16 protein-coding genes are annotated in these 17,222 nt (G+C 51.1%); 13 read left to right on the forward strand and 3 right to left on the reverse strand.

The window, feature by feature from the left end; translation table 11 throughout:
* Positions 1-75: 75 nt before the first annotated feature.
* On the forward strand, positions 76-510 hold the full coding sequence (locus NST43_RS07680; RefSeq protein WP_339223533.1) for a hypothetical protein: 435 nt from the start codon (positions 76-78) through the stop codon (positions 508-510).
* 200 nt (positions 511-710) lie between these two features.
* Positions 711-2,987, forward strand: coding sequence for a copper amine oxidase N-terminal domain-containing protein (locus NST43_RS07685; RefSeq protein WP_339223535.1), 2,277 nt, complete (start codon positions 711-713; stop codon positions 2,985-2,987).
* 89 nt (positions 2,988-3,076) lie between these two features.
* Here NST43_RS07685 and NST43_RS07690 read toward each other — a convergent pair whose 3' ends face one another.
* Positions 3,077-3,487: a hypothetical protein gene (locus NST43_RS07690; protein ID WP_339223537.1), complete on the reverse strand. Its 411-nt coding sequence runs from the start codon at positions 3,485-3,487 to the stop codon at positions 3,077-3,079.
* Positions 3,488-3,651: 164 nt separating this feature from the next.
* Here NST43_RS07690 and NST43_RS07695 point away from each other — a divergent pair, with 164 nt between their 5' ends.
* Positions 3,652-4,029 (forward strand): DUF423 domain-containing protein, encoded by a 378-nt coding sequence (locus NST43_RS07695; protein ID WP_339223539.1) that lies wholly within the window; start codon positions 3,652-3,654, stop codon positions 4,027-4,029.
* An 88-nt stretch (positions 4,030-4,117) separates the two neighbouring features.
* Here NST43_RS07695 and NST43_RS07700 read toward each other — a convergent pair whose 3' ends face one another.
* Positions 4,118-4,651: a hypothetical protein gene (locus NST43_RS07700; RefSeq protein WP_339223541.1), complete on the reverse strand. Its 534-nt coding sequence runs from the start codon at positions 4,649-4,651 to the stop codon at positions 4,118-4,120.
* A gap of 213 nt (positions 4,652-4,864) precedes the next feature.
* On the opposite strand from NST43_RS07700, the gene NST43_RS07705 reads away from it, so the two are divergent.
* On the forward strand, positions 4,865-5,167 hold the full coding sequence (locus tag NST43_RS07705; RefSeq protein WP_209991309.1) for a DUF1805 domain-containing protein: 303 nt from the start codon (positions 4,865-4,867) through the stop codon (positions 5,165-5,167).
* A 275-nt stretch (positions 5,168-5,442) separates the two neighbouring features.
* The gene (locus tag NST43_RS07710) at positions 5,443-5,904 is read left to right on the forward strand and encodes a Dps family protein (protein WP_339223543.1); all 462 of its coding nucleotides are present in this window, start codon (positions 5,443-5,445) and stop codon (positions 5,902-5,904) included.
* Between the two features lie 133 nt (positions 5,905-6,037).
* Here the strand turns inward: NST43_RS07710 and NST43_RS07715 are convergent, their stop codons facing one another.
* The gene (locus NST43_RS07715) at positions 6,038-6,544 is read right to left on the reverse strand and encodes a MarR family transcriptional regulator (RefSeq protein WP_173138607.1); all 507 of its coding nucleotides are present in this window, start codon (positions 6,542-6,544) and stop codon (positions 6,038-6,040) included.
* 208 nt (positions 6,545-6,752) lie between these two features.
* Between NST43_RS07715 and NST43_RS07720 the strand changes: the two genes are divergently transcribed.
* The 8 genes from NST43_RS07720 (at position 6,753) to NST43_RS07755 (ending at position 17,204) form a co-directional block, all read left to right on the forward strand.
* Entirely contained in the window at positions 6,753-7,781 is a 1,029-nt protein-coding gene (locus NST43_RS07720; protein ID WP_339223545.1) for a nitroreductase family protein, read from the forward strand.
* A 173-nt stretch (positions 7,782-7,954) separates the two neighbouring features.
* Positions 7,955-8,737 (forward strand): Fe-S cluster assembly ATPase SufC, encoded by a 783-nt coding sequence (gene sufC / locus NST43_RS07725; RefSeq protein WP_173138603.1) that lies wholly within the window; start codon positions 7,955-7,957, stop codon positions 8,735-8,737.
* A 25-nt stretch (positions 8,738-8,762) separates the two neighbouring features.
* Positions 8,763-10,064: a Fe-S cluster assembly protein SufD gene (gene sufD / locus NST43_RS07730; protein WP_339223547.1), complete on the forward strand. Its 1,302-nt coding sequence runs from the start codon at positions 8,763-8,765 to the stop codon at positions 10,062-10,064.
* Positions 10,061-11,287, forward strand: a complete 1,227-nt coding sequence (locus NST43_RS07735) for a cysteine desulfurase (RefSeq protein ID WP_339223549.1) — start codon at positions 10,061-10,063, stop codon at positions 11,285-11,287. The genes sufD and NST43_RS07735 overlap by 4 nt, the downstream gene beginning before the upstream one ends.
* Complete coding sequence (gene sufU, locus NST43_RS07740) at positions 11,274-11,705, forward strand: Fe-S cluster assembly sulfur transfer protein SufU (protein WP_173138597.1); 432 nt, start codon at positions 11,274-11,276, stop codon at positions 11,703-11,705. The genes NST43_RS07735 and sufU overlap by 14 nt, the downstream gene beginning before the upstream one ends.
* 25 nt (positions 11,706-11,730) lie before the next feature.
* Positions 11,731-13,128 carry a Fe-S cluster assembly protein SufB gene (gene sufB, locus NST43_RS07745; protein ID WP_209991295.1) on the forward strand — a complete coding sequence of 466 codons (1,398 nt, stop codon included), beginning with the start codon at positions 11,731-11,733 and terminating at the stop codon, positions 13,126-13,128.
* 441 nt (positions 13,129-13,569) lie between these two features.
* The gene (locus NST43_RS07750; RefSeq protein WP_209991293.1) at positions 13,570-15,339 is read left to right on the forward strand and encodes an ABC transporter ATP-binding protein; all 1,770 of its coding nucleotides are present in this window, start codon (positions 13,570-13,572) and stop codon (positions 15,337-15,339) included.
* Positions 15,336-17,204: an ABC transporter ATP-binding protein gene (locus tag NST43_RS07755; protein ID WP_339223553.1), complete on the forward strand. Its 1,869-nt coding sequence runs from the start codon at positions 15,336-15,338 to the stop codon at positions 17,202-17,204. Before NST43_RS07750 ends, NST43_RS07755 begins: the two co-directional genes overlap by 4 nt.
* The last annotated feature ends 18 nt before the right edge of the window (positions 17,205-17,222 follow it).

Genomic DNA, 17,222 nt, shown 5'->3' on the forward strand with positions numbered 1-17,222 from the left:
GTTTACAATACCCGGCTTGCGGGGTAATCCTTAGGTAAGGTAAGCAGCACGCAACAAACAGAGGAGGTACACATCATGAGACTACAACGTACGGTACCCGCTATGGCAGCAACGGCTCTACTAATGCTCAGCCTAACGGCTTGCGGCGGGAACAGCCCGGCTGAAGCCCCTGGAGAATCTTCCTCAGCAGCAGCAGGCTCTCCGGGAATCCCTGTACAGACGGCGGCGGTACCTCTCGCCAGTCCGGTGCTGAAGCCTAGTTCTTCCGCAGCCGCAGAGTCAGAGAAGATTCAGGGCTCAGGCACTTATGTCGGTCAGATGGACACCCATTCCGTAGAGATTATGACAGAAGAAGGGCCGACGGCCTTTGAACTCGGTACAGGCACGGCGGATGCGCCGGAGCTGCTTGAGATGGATGATCCCGTGGTATTTACCTATGTGGAAAAAATAGTCGGAAATGATCCTGTCGTGATTCAGCGGATATTGTCCAGTCTGACCAAAGCGGACTGATTAGGCAGTGTGCCCGGAACCAGGACTGCAATGGCGGAATACCCCATGGGTATCCTCCTGTTGCAGTCTTTTTTGCTGTCTTTGAATCCGGTTCCAAAGGTTATTTTTTTGTAACCGGTTTTGAGAGAAACTTTTTCCGCCCAGCTTGCGTCAAAGAGATAGAAAAATGAGAGATGTTTCCTATCCGGGAGGGTGAGCTTGTGAAAAAGTTATGGATTTCGATTGTAGCAGGATTATTGGTAATTCCCATGTTGTTTCAGGCTCCGGCCCAGGCAGCAGCTCAACCCATCAGAATTATTATTGATGGAGTGACCTTGTCCACAGACCAGCCGCCGGTAATGGTGAACGGACGGACCATGGTACCGCTGCGGGCCATCTTCGAAGCCTTCAATGCCGACATCAAGTGGAATCAGAAGACACAGACAGTAACAGCTTCCCAGAACGATACAACGATTGTACTGAAGATTGGCTCCAAGATCGCAACCATCAACAACAAGGCAGTCAGCCTGGATGTGCCGGGCCAGAATCTGAAGGGCCGCACAATGGTGCCTACCCGCTTCGTAAGTGAAGCGCTCGGCCGCGAGGTCGGCTGGAATCCGGCTGCGCAGATTGTCACGATCACCACTCCGGTTCCGGTAGGCGGGAATGCGGCTCCGGTATCGGGAGTAACCGCTCAGGATATCAGCGATTATGGAGACGGCCGGGATCTGCAGGTCAGCTTCAACCGTGCGGCCGACGAATCGCTGGTGGATCAATACCGAGTGCTTGTCGCCAAGACCGGTACTTCACTGAACCTGTCGTCTGCACTGGCAGTAGGTTCCAATAACTACTCCGTTGTTCTGGTAACAGGAGCCAATCCTGTTGTGAAGCTGAACGCTGCCGCCAGAACGATCGACGGTGACCTGATTAAGAATAATCAGGGATATTCCGCATACGTAGTAACATTCGGCAAAGGCAATAATACCAGTGCCCTGTCCAGTGCGTCTGCGCCCATTACACTGCAGAACAAGACGGTTCCGGCACTGGGCACGGTCCAGGCAAAGGATACCAGTGATTACGGAGACGGCCGCGATCTCTCCGTCAGCTTCAACAAGCTGGCCGATGAGAGCAAGATAAGCACGTACCGGATCTTCGTGGTCAAAGCGTCGAATTCCCAAGTGTTTGATCTGGGCAGAGCAAGTGTAGTCTCCAGCAGCAATTACACGCAGATCAACAAGACGGGGAATAACATCAGCATGAATCTCTCTTCCGGCTCCAGGGATACAGATGGCGCGCTGATCAAGACAGGCGTTGGCTACAGGGTGTATGTGCTCGCGGTTGACAGCAGCAATGCAGCGAATAATGTGCTGTCACCTGCTTCAACGGCCCTTACACTCAGCAATGCAGGGGTATCCAACCTGAATGTAACCGATGTGAATGATTATAATGACGGGCGGGATTTGAAGGTTACCTTCAACCATGCCTCAGACGAGACCAATATCAGCCAATACCGCATTTTGGTTGTGCCTACGAACTATTACAGCAGCTTCAGCTTAAATGATGCGAATAACGTATCCAGTGCGAATTATACGGCGGTAAACACATCAGGAACGTATACCGAACAGATTCTGAACTCCTCCAGCAGAGATGTGCGCGGGTCCCTGATCAGGAACGGGACCAGCTACAAAGTGTATGTGCTCGCGGCAGGTAACTGGAACAATTCAGGCTCGAATGTGCTATCCGCTGCTTCAACGGCGATTACGCTGGTGAATACCTCCGGCCTCAGTGCCATATCGAATCTGAGTGTGAGTGATGTGAACGATTATGGAGACGGCCGTGATCTGAGAGTATCGTTCAATCATGCCGGAGATGAATCCTACATCAGCCATTACCGGATTTTGGTTGTGCCTACGAACTATTACAACAGCTTCAGCTTGTCGGATGCGAATAATGCGGGGAATTATACTACCGCAGGTACATCCGGGGACAGCACCAATCAGGTGCTTGATGCCTCAGCCAAAGACGTACGCGGCACAGCCATCAAGCCGGGAATCAGCTACAGGGTATACGTATTGACTGTCCGAAACGGCAGTTACCAGGGAACTAACGTATTGTCAGAAGGATCAGCAGCCCTTACCTTATCGGCTAAGCTTCCCGTCACCTCCGTGACGAATGTGACCTACGGTATGGATAACGGCAAAGTTGTGGTTAACTTCACCAAGTCCGCCCGTGAGTCGAATATCTCCGAATACCGGGTATTCGTAGTCCCTTCCAAGCAGAGCTTCGGTACGGCAGAAGCCCTTGGTGTGCAGTCTTCCTACTACAGTTCGGCAGTCCCTAATGGAAGCAATCTCTCCATTGCGGCGGCAGCCAGGGATACTAACGGTAACCCGATTGTCAAAGGCACCAAATATAAGGTGTATGTGCTTGCTGTAGCCAACGGTTCAGGAGTGCAAAACGGCGGACTGTCCGATTCGAGCGAAGAATTCGAGATCTAAGGTTCAATCCTGCTTATTAATGTCTGCACAACTAAAAACACAGCATGTCCCGGTTCAAGGGATATGCTGTGTTTGCTGTACACCAGTTATCAGGACGCTCCGGCATTCACCAGAATAACGGATAGGAGAAGCATGAACAGGAGCAGGAAGCCGGCGTTGATGATGGTGCCGATGACAGCGAATACCTTGCGCCGTTTGCGCAGGGTCAGACCGATAATGCCGGTAACCGCCCCGATGACGTTCACCGCAACAAGGATAAGCACGGACAAGCCCAGATACATGATCGTTTCTGATGCATCGGCAATCAGTTTATTATGCTCATTCATGAGCGAAGACGCTTGTGATCCTACATACACGAAGGTAATAGCGTAGCAGATCAAGGTAAGCAGAGCGATTACGAACGAAGCGATACCGGGACCGGAGTGCTTATAATCGCGTTTGTTCTCCTGGTATACATAATCGGGGTTCGTGTCTTGTTCGGGAGGTGAATGATAGTCCATGGGCTGCACTCCTTGGGATGTAATAGGTTACTATTACTTTTCCATAACATGGCTCTAAATGCAAGTCTTCAGGGCATAAGCTATGCAGGACCTGCGGCTGGCAATAGACAGAGCAGATACGTTAAGATAGGAGAAGTTCAACTCAGGGAAGGAGCTGTGTATCCATGCAACGAATATTGATAGGCTGGGGAGCCTTGCTGGGGATGCTGTCCGTTGCCATCGGCGCGTTCGGATCGCATATCCTGAAGCCAGTAATCAGTGAACACTACCTGCAGGTGTACGAGACGGGTGTCCAGTATCATATGTTCCATGCGCTGGCGCTGATACTTATCGGGCTGACGGCAGGCCAGTGGGGCGAAAGTGTACGTCTGCGCTGGGCAGGGCGGCTGATGATTGCCGGGGTGATCCTGTTCTCAGGCAGCCTGTACATCCTAAGTATTTCCGGTATCAAGGTTCTCGGAGCGATCACTCCGCTGGGTGGCGTATGCTTCATTGCGGGCTGGATCTGCTTGGCTGTGGAGGCATTCTCGCGCAAAAAGTGAAATGCGGCAGGAGTAGTGGATTCGCCGCAATAACCTTAAGACAAAGAAGCACCCGCCCCGGGGAACCCGGAGCGGGTGCTTCTTTGTCTTACAGGAATTCATCGATTTCATTAAGCATGAAGGTGTAGACCTGCTTCTCGTCCACATGGTATACACTTAGCGAATTCTCCGTTTCGTCAAAGTTCAGAATACGGCAGGGCATGGATACCTGCTTGCCATGCCGGTTCGCCCGCAGCCGGACGAGCTGGTTATTCTGAATGTATAGCCTGATTTTGCCGAATACATCAGCGGGTGTTTCTACGGGTGCTGCTGGCGGCTTCTTCGCTACAGGCTTCTCCGCAGGCTTGGCTGCTGGAGGGTCTGCCGGCTTGTCCGGCAATTTCACCGCCACCGGAGCGGGTGTGTAGGTGTCGTTCTTCAGAGCCATCTTAGCCGACTTCAGCAGATGGTCAATGGCTCTTCCAAGCTCCAGCCCGGAGTTGATGTTGAAATCAGTGACTTTGTCGCTGGCATTCAACACTTCAAGCAGGAACTGCAGCGCAAGCGGGTTCGTACGGGCATTAATCAGGATGTCGACATTGAAAAGATAGTTGCCGTCGGTGTGTTGTAGTTTCTTATCCATTAATCCCCCAGCGTAATCGTTAGTCACGATTTCTTTAATTAAATTAGTATATAAACTATATCATTTAATTAGCGGAAATTATATACCCCCCTGTATAGAAATAAGGACTTACGGCCCTCTTATTTATCCGGGAACTAGGACCATCGTCCACACGCGGCCAGAACCGGAAGCATAACCTACAACGTAAATGCGAAAAAGGGAGGTGCTGCAAAAATGGTAACGTTAGAGCCCGTACAGGTGGGCGATCATGTTCTTGTAGGTGTGGAGGTCAAGCTGCCCAAAACTACGCTGCTCAGCATCAGCACAAGCAAGGGTTACATCATGTGCGGAGCGCTGGATATAGGGCTGCTGAATGAAGTGCTGAGTGACCGGCAGATTATTGCCGCAAGGGCTGTCGGGGTGCGTACGCTTCCTCAGCTACTGGCCGCGCCGCTGGAGTCTGTAACTATAGAAGCGGAGAAGCTGGGAATTGTGCCGGGCATGAGCGGTGCAGAGGCCTTGCTGCTAATGATGTAAGTGCATAGAGGTGAGATGTCAGGCAAGGAGCCACCGGGCCCCTTGCCTGACTTTATTCTGCCTTTGAACCGTGTATTTTAGCATAACTGGCGCTCGCTTGGTTCATCCTACGGATTAGGACAGAAGCTTGCAATCGGCGGATGGGGAATAAGGCTTGTCCGGCGTCAAGCTTGTTTCGCGCTCCAGGCAAAAGGGTAAATGAAGAATAGACAACTGCAAGGCCGGACAATGGACAAGCAGCCGGCTAAATTCATGGATAAGGAAGGGATCAACTCATGGCTAAAGCATCAAACAAAGTAAACACAAGCTCATTGGAACAGGTACTTAACCGTCAGGTGGCCAACCTGAACGTATTGTATGTGAAAGTGCATAACTATCACTGGTATGTGAAGGGTGAGCAGTTCTTCGCCCTGCATGTGAAGTTCGAAGAGCTGTACGATGATATTACACTCAAAATGGACGAGGTGGCTGAGCGCCTGCTGAGTATCAAAGGCAGCCCTGCAGCAACTATGAAAGAATATCTGGAGCTTTCTACCATTCAGGAAGCTACAGGCAAAGAAGATGCCCGCGGTATGGTTCAGGCACTGATCGAGGATTTCGCTACAGTAGCGGAAGAACTGACAGAAGGCATCGAGCTGGCTGAAGAAATCAGCGACCAGCCGACAGCGGACCTGTTCATCAAGATCCGTACGGACCTGGAGAAGAACCAGTGGATGCTGCGCGCTTTCCTGGGCTGATTGCCGGATAATTAGCAGAATAATTTCAACTATAGGAATAAAGTCTCCCTGGAGGGAGACTTTATTTATTTTCCAATGATAAGGATTTCATTTGGAACGAATGCCGTCCTTTAAAAGGACAGCGTAGCCGTTTCTACTCGAAGTCACTAAGAGTTAGGTGAAGCGTTGTATTCTCATCAATCATCATTTGAATGAATTTCAGTGAAGCCTGCATCTCCGGTTCCGAGAATTCACTCATTTTCTCGATGAACTTTTGCTCCAGGTTCTCGTGCATCCGGGCGTGGAGTTCAAAGAGCTGTCTGCCTTTAGGAGTAAGGCTGAAGTAGATTTCTTTCTTGTTGTCATTCATCCGGCTCCGCTTAATGCAGCCATCCTGGAGAAGCTTGGCGCTGATCTTAGTGATGCTTGCCTTGGACAATTTCATGGCCTCTGCAATGGTAGTGCTGTTCACAGGCTCGTGCTTGCCGATACAGTCGATGACATGAATACTGGTCAAGCTGGTTGAAGTGAGAGTAATTCCGTGCTTCCGTGTGAGATCCGTAAATGCATCCATTTCGGTTGCAAAGGTCTCTTCAACTAAATGGGAGAGGTGGAGAAACCGATCATACAGCAGCCGCTTAAGTCCTTCAGAAGAATGCATAGGGCTTAACATCTCCTTTCTGTAGAAGTATCTTTATTCTAACTCGAAATTATTAACGTGTAAACTAACTGTACAGACAAGTTATTTATAATAGAACACTGGTTTTAAATTAAATGAAACCATTTGACATCGTATTTCATTCAAAATATAGTTAACTGGTAAACAATATTAATTATTGGACACCAAACGATATTTTGGGGGGATGAAGATGAAGGATGTGTTCACTACCGTTAGAGAACGGCGGACTATTAGGAGATTCAGCGCTGCACATGTTGAACAAGAACGGATTGTTGCCCTGCTGAACGAAGCAGCTGGCTTATACGAGGCTGAAGGAACGCCGCACTGGCGCTGTCTTTACTTTGGCACCCCTGAGTCCCGTGAAGAGCTGACTGAATCCATGACCGCGAAGGTGACGGGCAGCCGTCTCGGGAAGCTCCTTCCTGCCCCAATGATAGAGCTTCTGAAAAAGCAAATCACGGGGACTCCCGCTCATGTGATCTTCATTGCCGAGTCCGCCGGCACAGAGCGGGAGCGGGACGAGAATTACGCCGCGGTCTGCAGCATCATGCAGACTTTTCAGCTTCTGGGATGGGAACAAGGACTGGGTATGCTGTGGTACACAGATCCCGTGATTCTAAGCGAATCATTCTATAAGCTCATCGGCTGGCGTGAAGGAGAGAGGTTTGCCGGGATTTTGGAAATAGGCTACTTCGACAAAGTGCCGCGAGGACGAAAAAGAACACCGCCAGAACGGAGCTGGACTACCATCGGTGAAGACAGCAGCCAGCTTGCGGACACCACCCCTTTCTCCGCGTACAACGTCCTGAGGCTGCTGAACGAGGCGGTCTGGGCGCCGAATGACGGCATGAGAGAACCTTGGCGGTTCATCTATGTGACGGGGGATAAGACAGAGGCAACAGGCAAACAGCTGTTCTCTGAAGAGGCACCTTCACCGCCATTCCTTCTGGTCGTAGCCAGAGAAGAGACGGACCCACACAAGCAGAACGAGGATTATGCGGCGGTGTGCAGCTTGATACAGAATTTTCAACTGCTGGCCCAGTCCGAAGGGTGGCACATACGCCGCAGGATTCCAGAATGGAGCTATGACCGGAAGCAGTGTGAGTCCTTCGGGCTTCGTCCACTGGAACGGATCGTCGCAGTGCTTGAAGCAGGGGAACCTAAGCGATATTCAAATTCCGGGTTTCGTTCTCCCGCAGTGAAGATAACCATTTATTAATTTGATTAAAAAGGGCCGATGTAATAAAATTAGTGAGAATCATTGATAATCATCCTGATTCACTTTATAATAATTATAATGTGATATAAAATCTAATTGCTTGTAATCAGGGTTAACCTGTGACAATACAACTTTCTGATTTCGCAAATCGATCAATGGAGGGAATAATAATTATGGCAGCAGATTTTGTCATTGAGGGACTGAAAGCGACGATTGAAGGAAAAGAAATTCTGAAGGGGATCAACCTTCAGATGAAGGGCGGGGAAATTCACGCCGTGATGGGACCGAACGGTACTGGTAAAAGTACACTGGCCTCAGCTCTGATGGGTCATCCCAAGTATGTGGTTACAGAAGGTACAGCTACGCTTGAAGGTGAAGATCTGCTGGAGATGGCAGTGGATGAGCGCGCCCGCGCCGGTCTGTTCCTCGGCATGCAGTATCCAAGTGAAATCAGCGGAGTGACGAACTCCGACTTCCTGCGCAGTGCGATTAACTCGCGCCGTGAAGAAGGCAGTGAGATCTCACTGATCCGCTTCATCCGCCAGATGGAAGCCAAGATGAAAGAACTGGATATGAACCCTGAATTCCTGCACCGTTATCTGAATGAGGGCTTCTCCGGCGGGGAGAAGAAACGTAACGAAATTCTGCAAATGATGATGCTGGACCCTAAGATCGTCATTCTTGACGAAATTGACTCCGGCCTTGATATCGACGCACTCAAAATTGTTGCCGATGGTGTGAACACCATGCGCAGTCCGGAACGCGGATTCCTGATCATTACCCACTATCAGCGTTTGCTTAATTACATCAAACCTGACTATGTGCATGTCATGATGCAGGGACGGATTGTCAAATCCGGCGGCCCTGAGCTGGCCCACAGACTGGAAGCAGATGGTTATGAATGGATTAAGGAAGAACTCGGCATCGAAGACGAAACTGTAGGACAAGAAGCTTAGAAACGCTGGAAGGAGGAAACCACTTATGACGACGCAAACCATTCTTCCCGTGGATGCACAGCAGCTCAGCGCATGGTCGCAGAGCAGCGGCGAACCGGGCTGGCTGAAGGACAGCCGTTTGAAGGCTCTGGAGCTTGCCGCAGGGCTTGACCTGCCGAAGCTGGAGAAGACACGGATTGACCGCTGGAATATCAACAACTATGGAGAATTTAAGACAAGTACGGCTTTTGCATCACTTAGCGAAGCGCCGGCCTCCATTGCGGGACTGATTGAGGGGCAAGAAGAAGGCAGCCTGATTATTCAACGGAATTCAGGGGCAGTATATGCCCGTCTGGCTCCGGAGCTGGCTGCGCAAGGCGTGATTTTCACCGATTTGCAGACTGCAGTCAGAGAGCATGGAGACCTGGTTCAGCGTTATTTGCATAAGGCAGTATTGCCTGAAGAGCATTCTATCGCAGCACTGCATGCAGCCTTATGGAACGGCGGGGTATTCCTCTATGTTCCGAAGAATGTCGTCATCGAGTCTCCGCTGCAGGCGGTCCTGCTCACGGATGACGCTGAAGCTGCCTTCGTACCGCATATTCTGATTGTTGCCGATACTAACAGTTCGTTGACCTACGTGGATAACTACGTATCAGATAAGACTGAAGCGGGTCTGCATAACGGCGCCGTTGAAGTATTCGTAGGTGCAGGTGCCACTGTAAGATACGCTACTGTACATCAGCTGGGGCAGGATACTACGGATGTGACTTACCGCCGCGCCGTTGTGGAGAATGACGGCACCATTGAATGGATTATCGGTGAGATGAACTATGGTGATACGGCCAGCGACACCAAGTCGATCCTGAAGGGCAACGGATCGAGTTCGGATGCGAAGGTAATCGCTGTAGGCTCCGGTTCGCAGAAGCTGAGCTATACTACTCAAGCCCAGCACTTCGGCAGAAACACACCAAGTGACATGATTACCCGTGCTGTGATGCGGGATTCGGCGACTTCGATTATTAACGGAATCACCAAGATCGAGAAAGGCGCCACCAGAGCTGACGGACAGCAGACGGAGAAGGTTCTGATGCTAAGCCCTAAGGCACGCGGTGACGCTAACCCGATTCTTCTTATAGATGAAGATGATGTAACAGCAGGCCATGCCGCTTCCGTAGGACAGGTCAATTACGAGCAAGTCTACTACCTGATGTCCCGGGGAATATCGCGGCATGACGCAGAAACACTGATCATTTACGGCTTCCTTGCTCCTGTAGTGTCGCAAATTCCACTGGAGGGACTGCGCAATCAGCTCCAATCTCTTGTGGAAAGGAAGTTAGGCCAATGATTAGCAGCATAATCCGGGAGCAGTTTCCCATACTGAATCAGGAGATTAACGGCCATCCGCTGGTCTACCTGGACAGTGCGGCAACTTCCCAGAAGCCGCGTCAAGTCATTGACGCGGTCAAGTCTTATTATGAATGGGATAATGCGAACGTGCACCGCGGGGTTCATACCCTGGGAAGCCGGGCAACCGATGCTTATGAAGGCGCCCGGGAGAAGCTGAAGAATTTCATCAATGCCCGCAGCGTGAAAGAGATCATCTTCACACGCGGTACAACGACTGCGCTTAATATTGTAGCTTCCTCGTACGGCCCTTCCGTCCTGAAGGAAGGGGATGAGATCGTGATTACCCAGATGGAGCATCACAGCAATTTCATTCCCTGGCAGCAGCTGGCCAAGAACACCGGGGCAACCCTGAAATTCCTGCCGCTGCAGAAGGACGGGACGATCACACTGGAGGATGCCGAGCAGACGATTACCGCTCAGACCAAGATCGTAGCCATAGCCTATGTATCCAATGTCATGGGGGTTACCCATCCTATCAAAGAGCTTGCAGCGATTGCCCACCGGAACGGCGCAGTAATCGTTGTGGACGGGGCGCAGAGCACACCGCATATGAAGGTGGATGTGCAGGACCTGGACTGCGATTTCTACGCATTGTCCGGGCACAAGATGCTTGCACCTACCGGTATCGGTGCGCTCTATGGCAAGAAGGCACTGCTGGAAGCCATGGAGCCGGTTGAATTCGGTGGCGAGATGATCGATGATGTCGGGCTGTATGAGTCCACCTGGAAGGAGCTGCCGTGGAAGTTCGAAGGCGGAACACCGATTATTGCGGGTGCCGTCGGCTTAGGGGCAGCGATTGATTTTCTCCAGGAGGTCGGTATGGATGAGATCCACCGCCATGAAATGCAGCTTGCCGCTTATGCGGAGCAGCGCCTCTCGGAGATCAGCGATCTGACGATCTACGGTCCCCGCAACCGTCAGGTGGGGGTAGTTACCTTCAACCTTGGGGATGTCCACCCGCATGATGTAGCCACAGTACTTGATGCCGAAGGCGTTGCTGTACGTGCGGGACATCACTGCTGCCAGCCGCTCATGCGCTGGCTGGAGGTTAGTTCCACTGCCCGGGCCAGCTTCTACCTGTACAATACAGAACAGGATGTAGATTTGCTGGTTCAAGCTTTAATCAAGGCAAAGGAGTACTTCAGCTATGAACTTGGATGACTTGTATAGACGCGTAATTATGGATCATTACAAAAATCCCCGGAACCGTGGTTCATTTGAAGATGACGCTCTGAAGATTGAGCTGAACAACCCTACCTGCGGCGACCGCATTACGCTTCAGCTTAAGGTGGAGGACGGCGTCGTCCAGGATGCCCGTTTCAGCGGCGAAGGCTGTTCCATCAGTATGTCGTCGGCTTCGATGATGACGGAAGCGGTCAAAGGCCAGACGATAGCGCATGCGCTTGAGATGGCGGACAGCTTCTCCTCTCTGATGAAGGGTGAAGAAGCGGATTTCGGAGACTACGAAGATATTGAAGCCTTGTCCGGTGTGAACAAATTCCCTGCGCGGATCAAGTGTGCCACTCTGGCCTGGAACGCGCTTCGCAAAGGTATAGATACGAAAGAAGCTCAGCAATAACATTACAAACGAGGAGGCTGACACCATGGCTAAGAAAGCGCCTGATATGGAGGAATACCAGTATGGATTCCGTGACGAGCACAAGTCGATATTTCAGTCTGGTAAAGGACTCACGGAAGAAATCGTCCGGGAAATCTCCGCAATCAAAAACGAACCGGAATGGATGCTGGAATTCAGGCTGAAATCCCTGGAGCAGTTCCGCAAGATGCCAATGCCACAGTGGGGCGGCAATCTGGATGATCTGGATTTCGAAGATATCCAATATTATGTTAGACCTTCAGAGAAGCAGGGCAAGACTTGGGAAGAGGTTCCTTCCGAGATCAAAGAGACCTTCGACAAGCTGGGGATTCCGGAAGCGGAGCAGAAGTTCCTGGCCGGCGTCTCTGCACAGTATGAATCCGAGGTAGTCTATCACAGTATGCAGAAGAACCTTGAGGATCAGGGTGTAATCTTCACGGATACCGATTCTGCACTGCGTGATCATCCTGAGCTGTTCAAGAAGTTCTTCGGTACGATCATTCCGCCGGCTGACAACAAGTTCGCCGCACTTAACAGTGCCGTCTGGTCCGGGGGCAGCTTCATCTATGTTCCGAAGGGCGTGAAATGTGAAGTTCCTTTGCAGGCCTACTTCCGCATCAACTCTGAGAACATGGGACAATTCGAGCGTACGCTGATTCTGGCAGATGAAGACAGCTTCGTGCATTACGTTGAAGGCTGTACTGCCCCGATCTACAGCACGAACTCTCTGCATAGTGCAGTGGTTGAGATTCTCTGCATGAAGAATGCCCGTGTCCGTTATACAACGATTCAGAACTGGGCACCGAATATCTACAACCTGGTAACCAAACGTGCGGTTGCCGAAGAGAATGCCACCATGGAATGGGTAGACGGCAACATCGGCTCCAAGCTGACGATGAAATATCCGGCGGTGGTTCTTAAAGGCCGTGGAGCCAAGGGTTCTGTATTGTCCATCGCAGTAGCGGGCAAGAACCAGCATCAGGATGCCGGCGCCAAAATGATCCACTTAGCACCGGATACCACCTCAACCATCGTATCCAAGTCGATCAGTAAGCACGGCGGGAAGGTCACTTACCGTGGACTCGCCTCCTTCGGCCGTAAGGCAGAAGGCGCGAAATCCAATATCAAATGCGATACGCTCATTCTGGATAACGAGTCCACCTCGGACACGATTCCTTACAATGAGATCATGAACGATAACATTGTGCTTGAGCATGAAGCTACCGTCTCCAAGGTGTCTGAAGAGCAGCTCTTCTACCTCATGAGCCGCGGCCTCTCCGAAGCCGAGGCCACCCAGATGATTATCATGGGCTTCATCGAACCGTTCACCAAAGAGCTGCCGATGGAGTACGCAGTTGAGATGAACAGATTGATCAAATTTGAAATGGAAGGAAGCATCGGGTAACCTGAAGCTTCTTCCATTCATCCAGTAATATCCTGCGCGTGTCCACAGAATCTTGACGCAATCTGGTCGAGGATCTGCGGGCACGTTTTTTTATACGGAGCTTGTGATTATTATACATAATATCCCTTTATACAGGTGGCTTAAGGACTCTTCGCAAGCGCTGAATCTTGCTATATCTTAATTGAGCAGTATTTGCGAGGAAATAGCAGCAATTAAAACGAAGGGCGTCCTTTTCCGCCTGCTTAGGCCCTGTTCTTTCCGAAAAGAGAGGAAAACGGAGGTTTATCCCCTTTGCCGCATTAAATTATGGATGATAAACTGCTTAAAGTCCCTAAATTGAAAGCGTTAAAAAAAGGTGGGTTAAGATGTGGAAGGTTGCTGAATGGGACTAAGTTTATGCTTACGAAGGCTTTACTTCGTAAAGCTTTAAGGAGGAGAGATATGGATGTTCTCAGGCAACTGCGGGGCTTTTATCGGGAGAAGCTGCACTATTTGATTCTATCGATTGTATGTTTGGCGGCCGCAACTGCAGTGGGGCTTATTACCCCCAATTTGTTAAGGAGATTGATCGATGATGTTATTATTCCCCTAAAGTTTACTGAGGTGCCCGTTCTCGCTCTCAGTGTGCTTGCTGTCATTATCGTCAAGGCGTGCCTGCAGTTTGCCCATGGATTTTTCGGCGGACGGCTGGGGAATTTCCTGGCTTACCGGCTGCGCAATGCCTGCTATGAGAAGCTGCAGTTTCTGTCCTTCCGGTATTATGATACGGCGAAGACAGGTGACCTGATGTCCCGGCTGACCGGGGATTTGGAAGCAATCCGGATGTTCATCGGCTTCGGATTTGCCCAATTGCTGAACGTGTTTTTCATGGTTCTGTTCGGCTCCATTATGATGTTTACCATCAACTGGCAGCTGACGCTGGTTACTCTGATCACTATGCCGTTCCTGGCTGGAGTAGCACTCAGATTTGAATCCAAGATTCATCCGGCCTTTCAGGAGATGCGCCTGGCGTTAAGTTCCCTGACAACGGCAGTACAGGAGAATGTCACCGGTGTAAGAACGGTCAAATCGTTTGCCAGAGAGGCCTACGAAGTTGAGAAATTCTCACACCGTAATGAACGTTATAAAGACAATCAGATTTTTGCAGCCGAGCTGTGGAGTAAATTCTTCCCGTTCATGGAGCTGCTGGCTTCGGTCAGTGTAGCGATCCTGCTGGGTGTCGGCGGTACGCTGGTTATCAACAAGCAGATGTCGCTGGGTGAGCTGGTTGCGTTCTTCAGCCTGATCTGGTACATCATCGGCCCGGTCTGGGGACTAGGGTTCCACATCAACAACTATACCCAGTCCAAAGCCTCTGGTGAACGTGTGCTGGAAGTGCTGAATCAGACAATCGATGTCCGGGATCAAGAGAATGCCCGCGAGCTTGTACAGGCAGAAGTGAAAGGTGAGGTGGAGTTCGACCATGTCACCTTCGCTTACGGGAACAAAATGCCGGCGGTCAAGGATATTCATTTCCATGCCGAGCCCGGTGCGGTCATAGGATTCCTTGGCGGAACAGGGTCCGGGAAGTCCACCATCACCCAGCTTATGATGCGGGCTTATGATGTGAATCAAGGAAGTATCAAGCTCGACGGAGTGGATATCCGTGAATTCCAGGTCCGCAGTCTGCGCTCGCAGATATCGACGGTATTCCAGGAGACCTTCCTGTTCTCGTCGTCGATCCGCAATAATATTTCTTATGGACTCAAAAATGTCAGCATGGATGAGATCATCCGTGCCGCCGAGCTGGCGAAGGCGCATGACTTCATTATGGAGATGCCGGAAGGCTACGATACCGTAGTCGGTGAGCGGGGAATGGGTCTCTCGGGCGGCCAAAAGCAGCGGATTGCCATTGCCCGCGCACTGCTGAAGAATCCGCGGATTCTTATTCTGGATGATGCAACCAGTGCGGTTGATATGGAGACGGAGCATGAGATTCAGGCCGGATTCCAGGAGGTTATGCGCGGACGGACGACCCTGATTATTGCCCACCGCATATCTTCTCTGCGTCATGCCGATCAGATCATTGTGATGAATGAAGGGAAAATGGTCCAGCAGGGCACCCATCAGGAACTGATCGCCGTCCCGGGACCTTATCAGGATGTGTACCGGATTCAGTACGCCGATTATTTAGCCAGGGATAATGAACGAGAGGCGGGTGATCCGGCATGAACCTTCAGACCTCCAAGAAGACCGCAGAGGGCGCAGTAGAGACTGACAATAGTAAAGTGGAGGAACAGACGCTTGAAGAACGGTTTATCTATAAAGATGATGATGTGATAGACAAGGCTTTTGACTGGAGGCAGTTCACCCGCTTGTTCGGTTATATGAAGCCATACGCGAAGCAGATGCTTCCGCTTGTCTCCATTATGATGATTCTGGGCACCATTACCAAGCTTACGGTTCCGTTCCTGACCAGTATGGCGATTGATAAAGCCATTGCTCCAAAAGACGGAAACACCAGCTTGACGCTGCTCTATACGTTAACGGCAAGTGTGATCATCCTGTATCTGATCCAATGGATCGCCGGCGTATACCGGATCAAATATACGAATGTGATCGGCCAGCGGGTGATTTATGACCTGCGCTCGGACCTGTTCCGGCATATCCAGAAGCTGTCCTTCAACTTCTTCGATAAACGGCCTGCAGGCTCGGTACTGGTCCGGGTAACGAATGACATCAACTCCCTGCAGGACTTGTTCACGAACGGCGTGGTCAATCTGATGATTGACTGTGTGCAGCTGCTGGGCATCATGGTTATTCTGCTGCTGATCAACTGGAAGCTGGGGCTGGCGGTGATGGTTACCGTTCCCATTATGTTCCTGATCTCGACTAAGCTGCGGCAGAGAATCCGAATCGCCTGGCAGGATGTGCGGATGAAGAATTCCCGGATCAACTCCCATCTTAACGAGTCGATACAAGGGATTCGCGTAACGCAGGCCTACACCCAGGAAGAAGAGAATATGCATTATTTCGATGCCATGAATATGGACAGCCGGAAGTCCTGGAACAAAGCATCCGCTATGAACCAGGGGTTCGGCCCTATTATTGAAGTTACCGGCGGCTTCGGAACGATGATTCTTTTCTGGTTCGGGGCTTACCTGATTCAATCCGGAGAGCTTACCATTGGTACTCTGGTGGCCTTCAGCAGCTATGTCAGCAACTTCTGGGACCCGATCAACCGGCTGGGACAGATGTATAATCAGCTGCTGGTTGCGATGGCTTCCTCCGAGCGGATCTTCGAGTATCTCGATGAGCAGCCTGCGGTTCAGGATAAGCCGGGAGCAACGCCGCTATCCAAGATTCAAGGGGATATTCACTTTAATAATGTAGTGTTTGAATATGAGAAGGGCCGTGCGGCACTCAAAGGCATCAATCTGGATGTCAAAGCAGGCCAGTCCATCGCTCTTGTAGGGCATACCGGCTCCGGCAAAAGCACAATCATCAACCTGATTGGCCGGTTCTATGATATTAAGAGCGGCCACATTACGATTGACGGCCGGGATATCCGCGAGGTTACTCTCCAGAGTCTGCGCGAACAGATCGGGATTGTATTGCAGGATACCTTCATCTTCTCGGGAACGATCCGCGACAACATCCGCTTCGGGCGGCTGGATGCAACCGACGAAGAGATCGAAGAGGTCGCCAAGGCCGTAGATGCTCATGATTTCATCACCAAGCTGCCAGGGGGTTATGATACCGAGGTAGAGGAGCGCGGCAGTGCACTGTCCATGGGGCAGCGTCAACTGCTGTCCTTCGCCCGGGCGCTGCTGGCTGATCCGCGGATTCTGATCCTGGATGAAGCGACAGCCAGTATTGATACCGAGACGGAGATCAAGATTCAGGAAGCGCTGAAGCTGCTGCTTCAGGGCCGGACCTCCTTCATCGTTGCCCACCGGCTCTCCACCATCCGCCATGCGGATAAGATCGTGGTGCTGGATCATGGCGAGATCAAAGAAGAAGGCAACCATGCCGAGCTTACCAAGCACGACGGCATCTATAACGGTTTGATTGAAGCGCAGTTCCGCTTCTTATAGAAGCACATGCAGCAGCCT

Origin of the sequence: Paenibacillus sp. FSL H8-0332, from assembly GCF_037963835.1 — a bacterium.
Taxonomy (GTDB): domain Bacteria; phylum Bacillota; class Bacilli; order Paenibacillales; family Paenibacillaceae; genus Paenibacillus_AQ; species Paenibacillus_AQ rhizoplanae.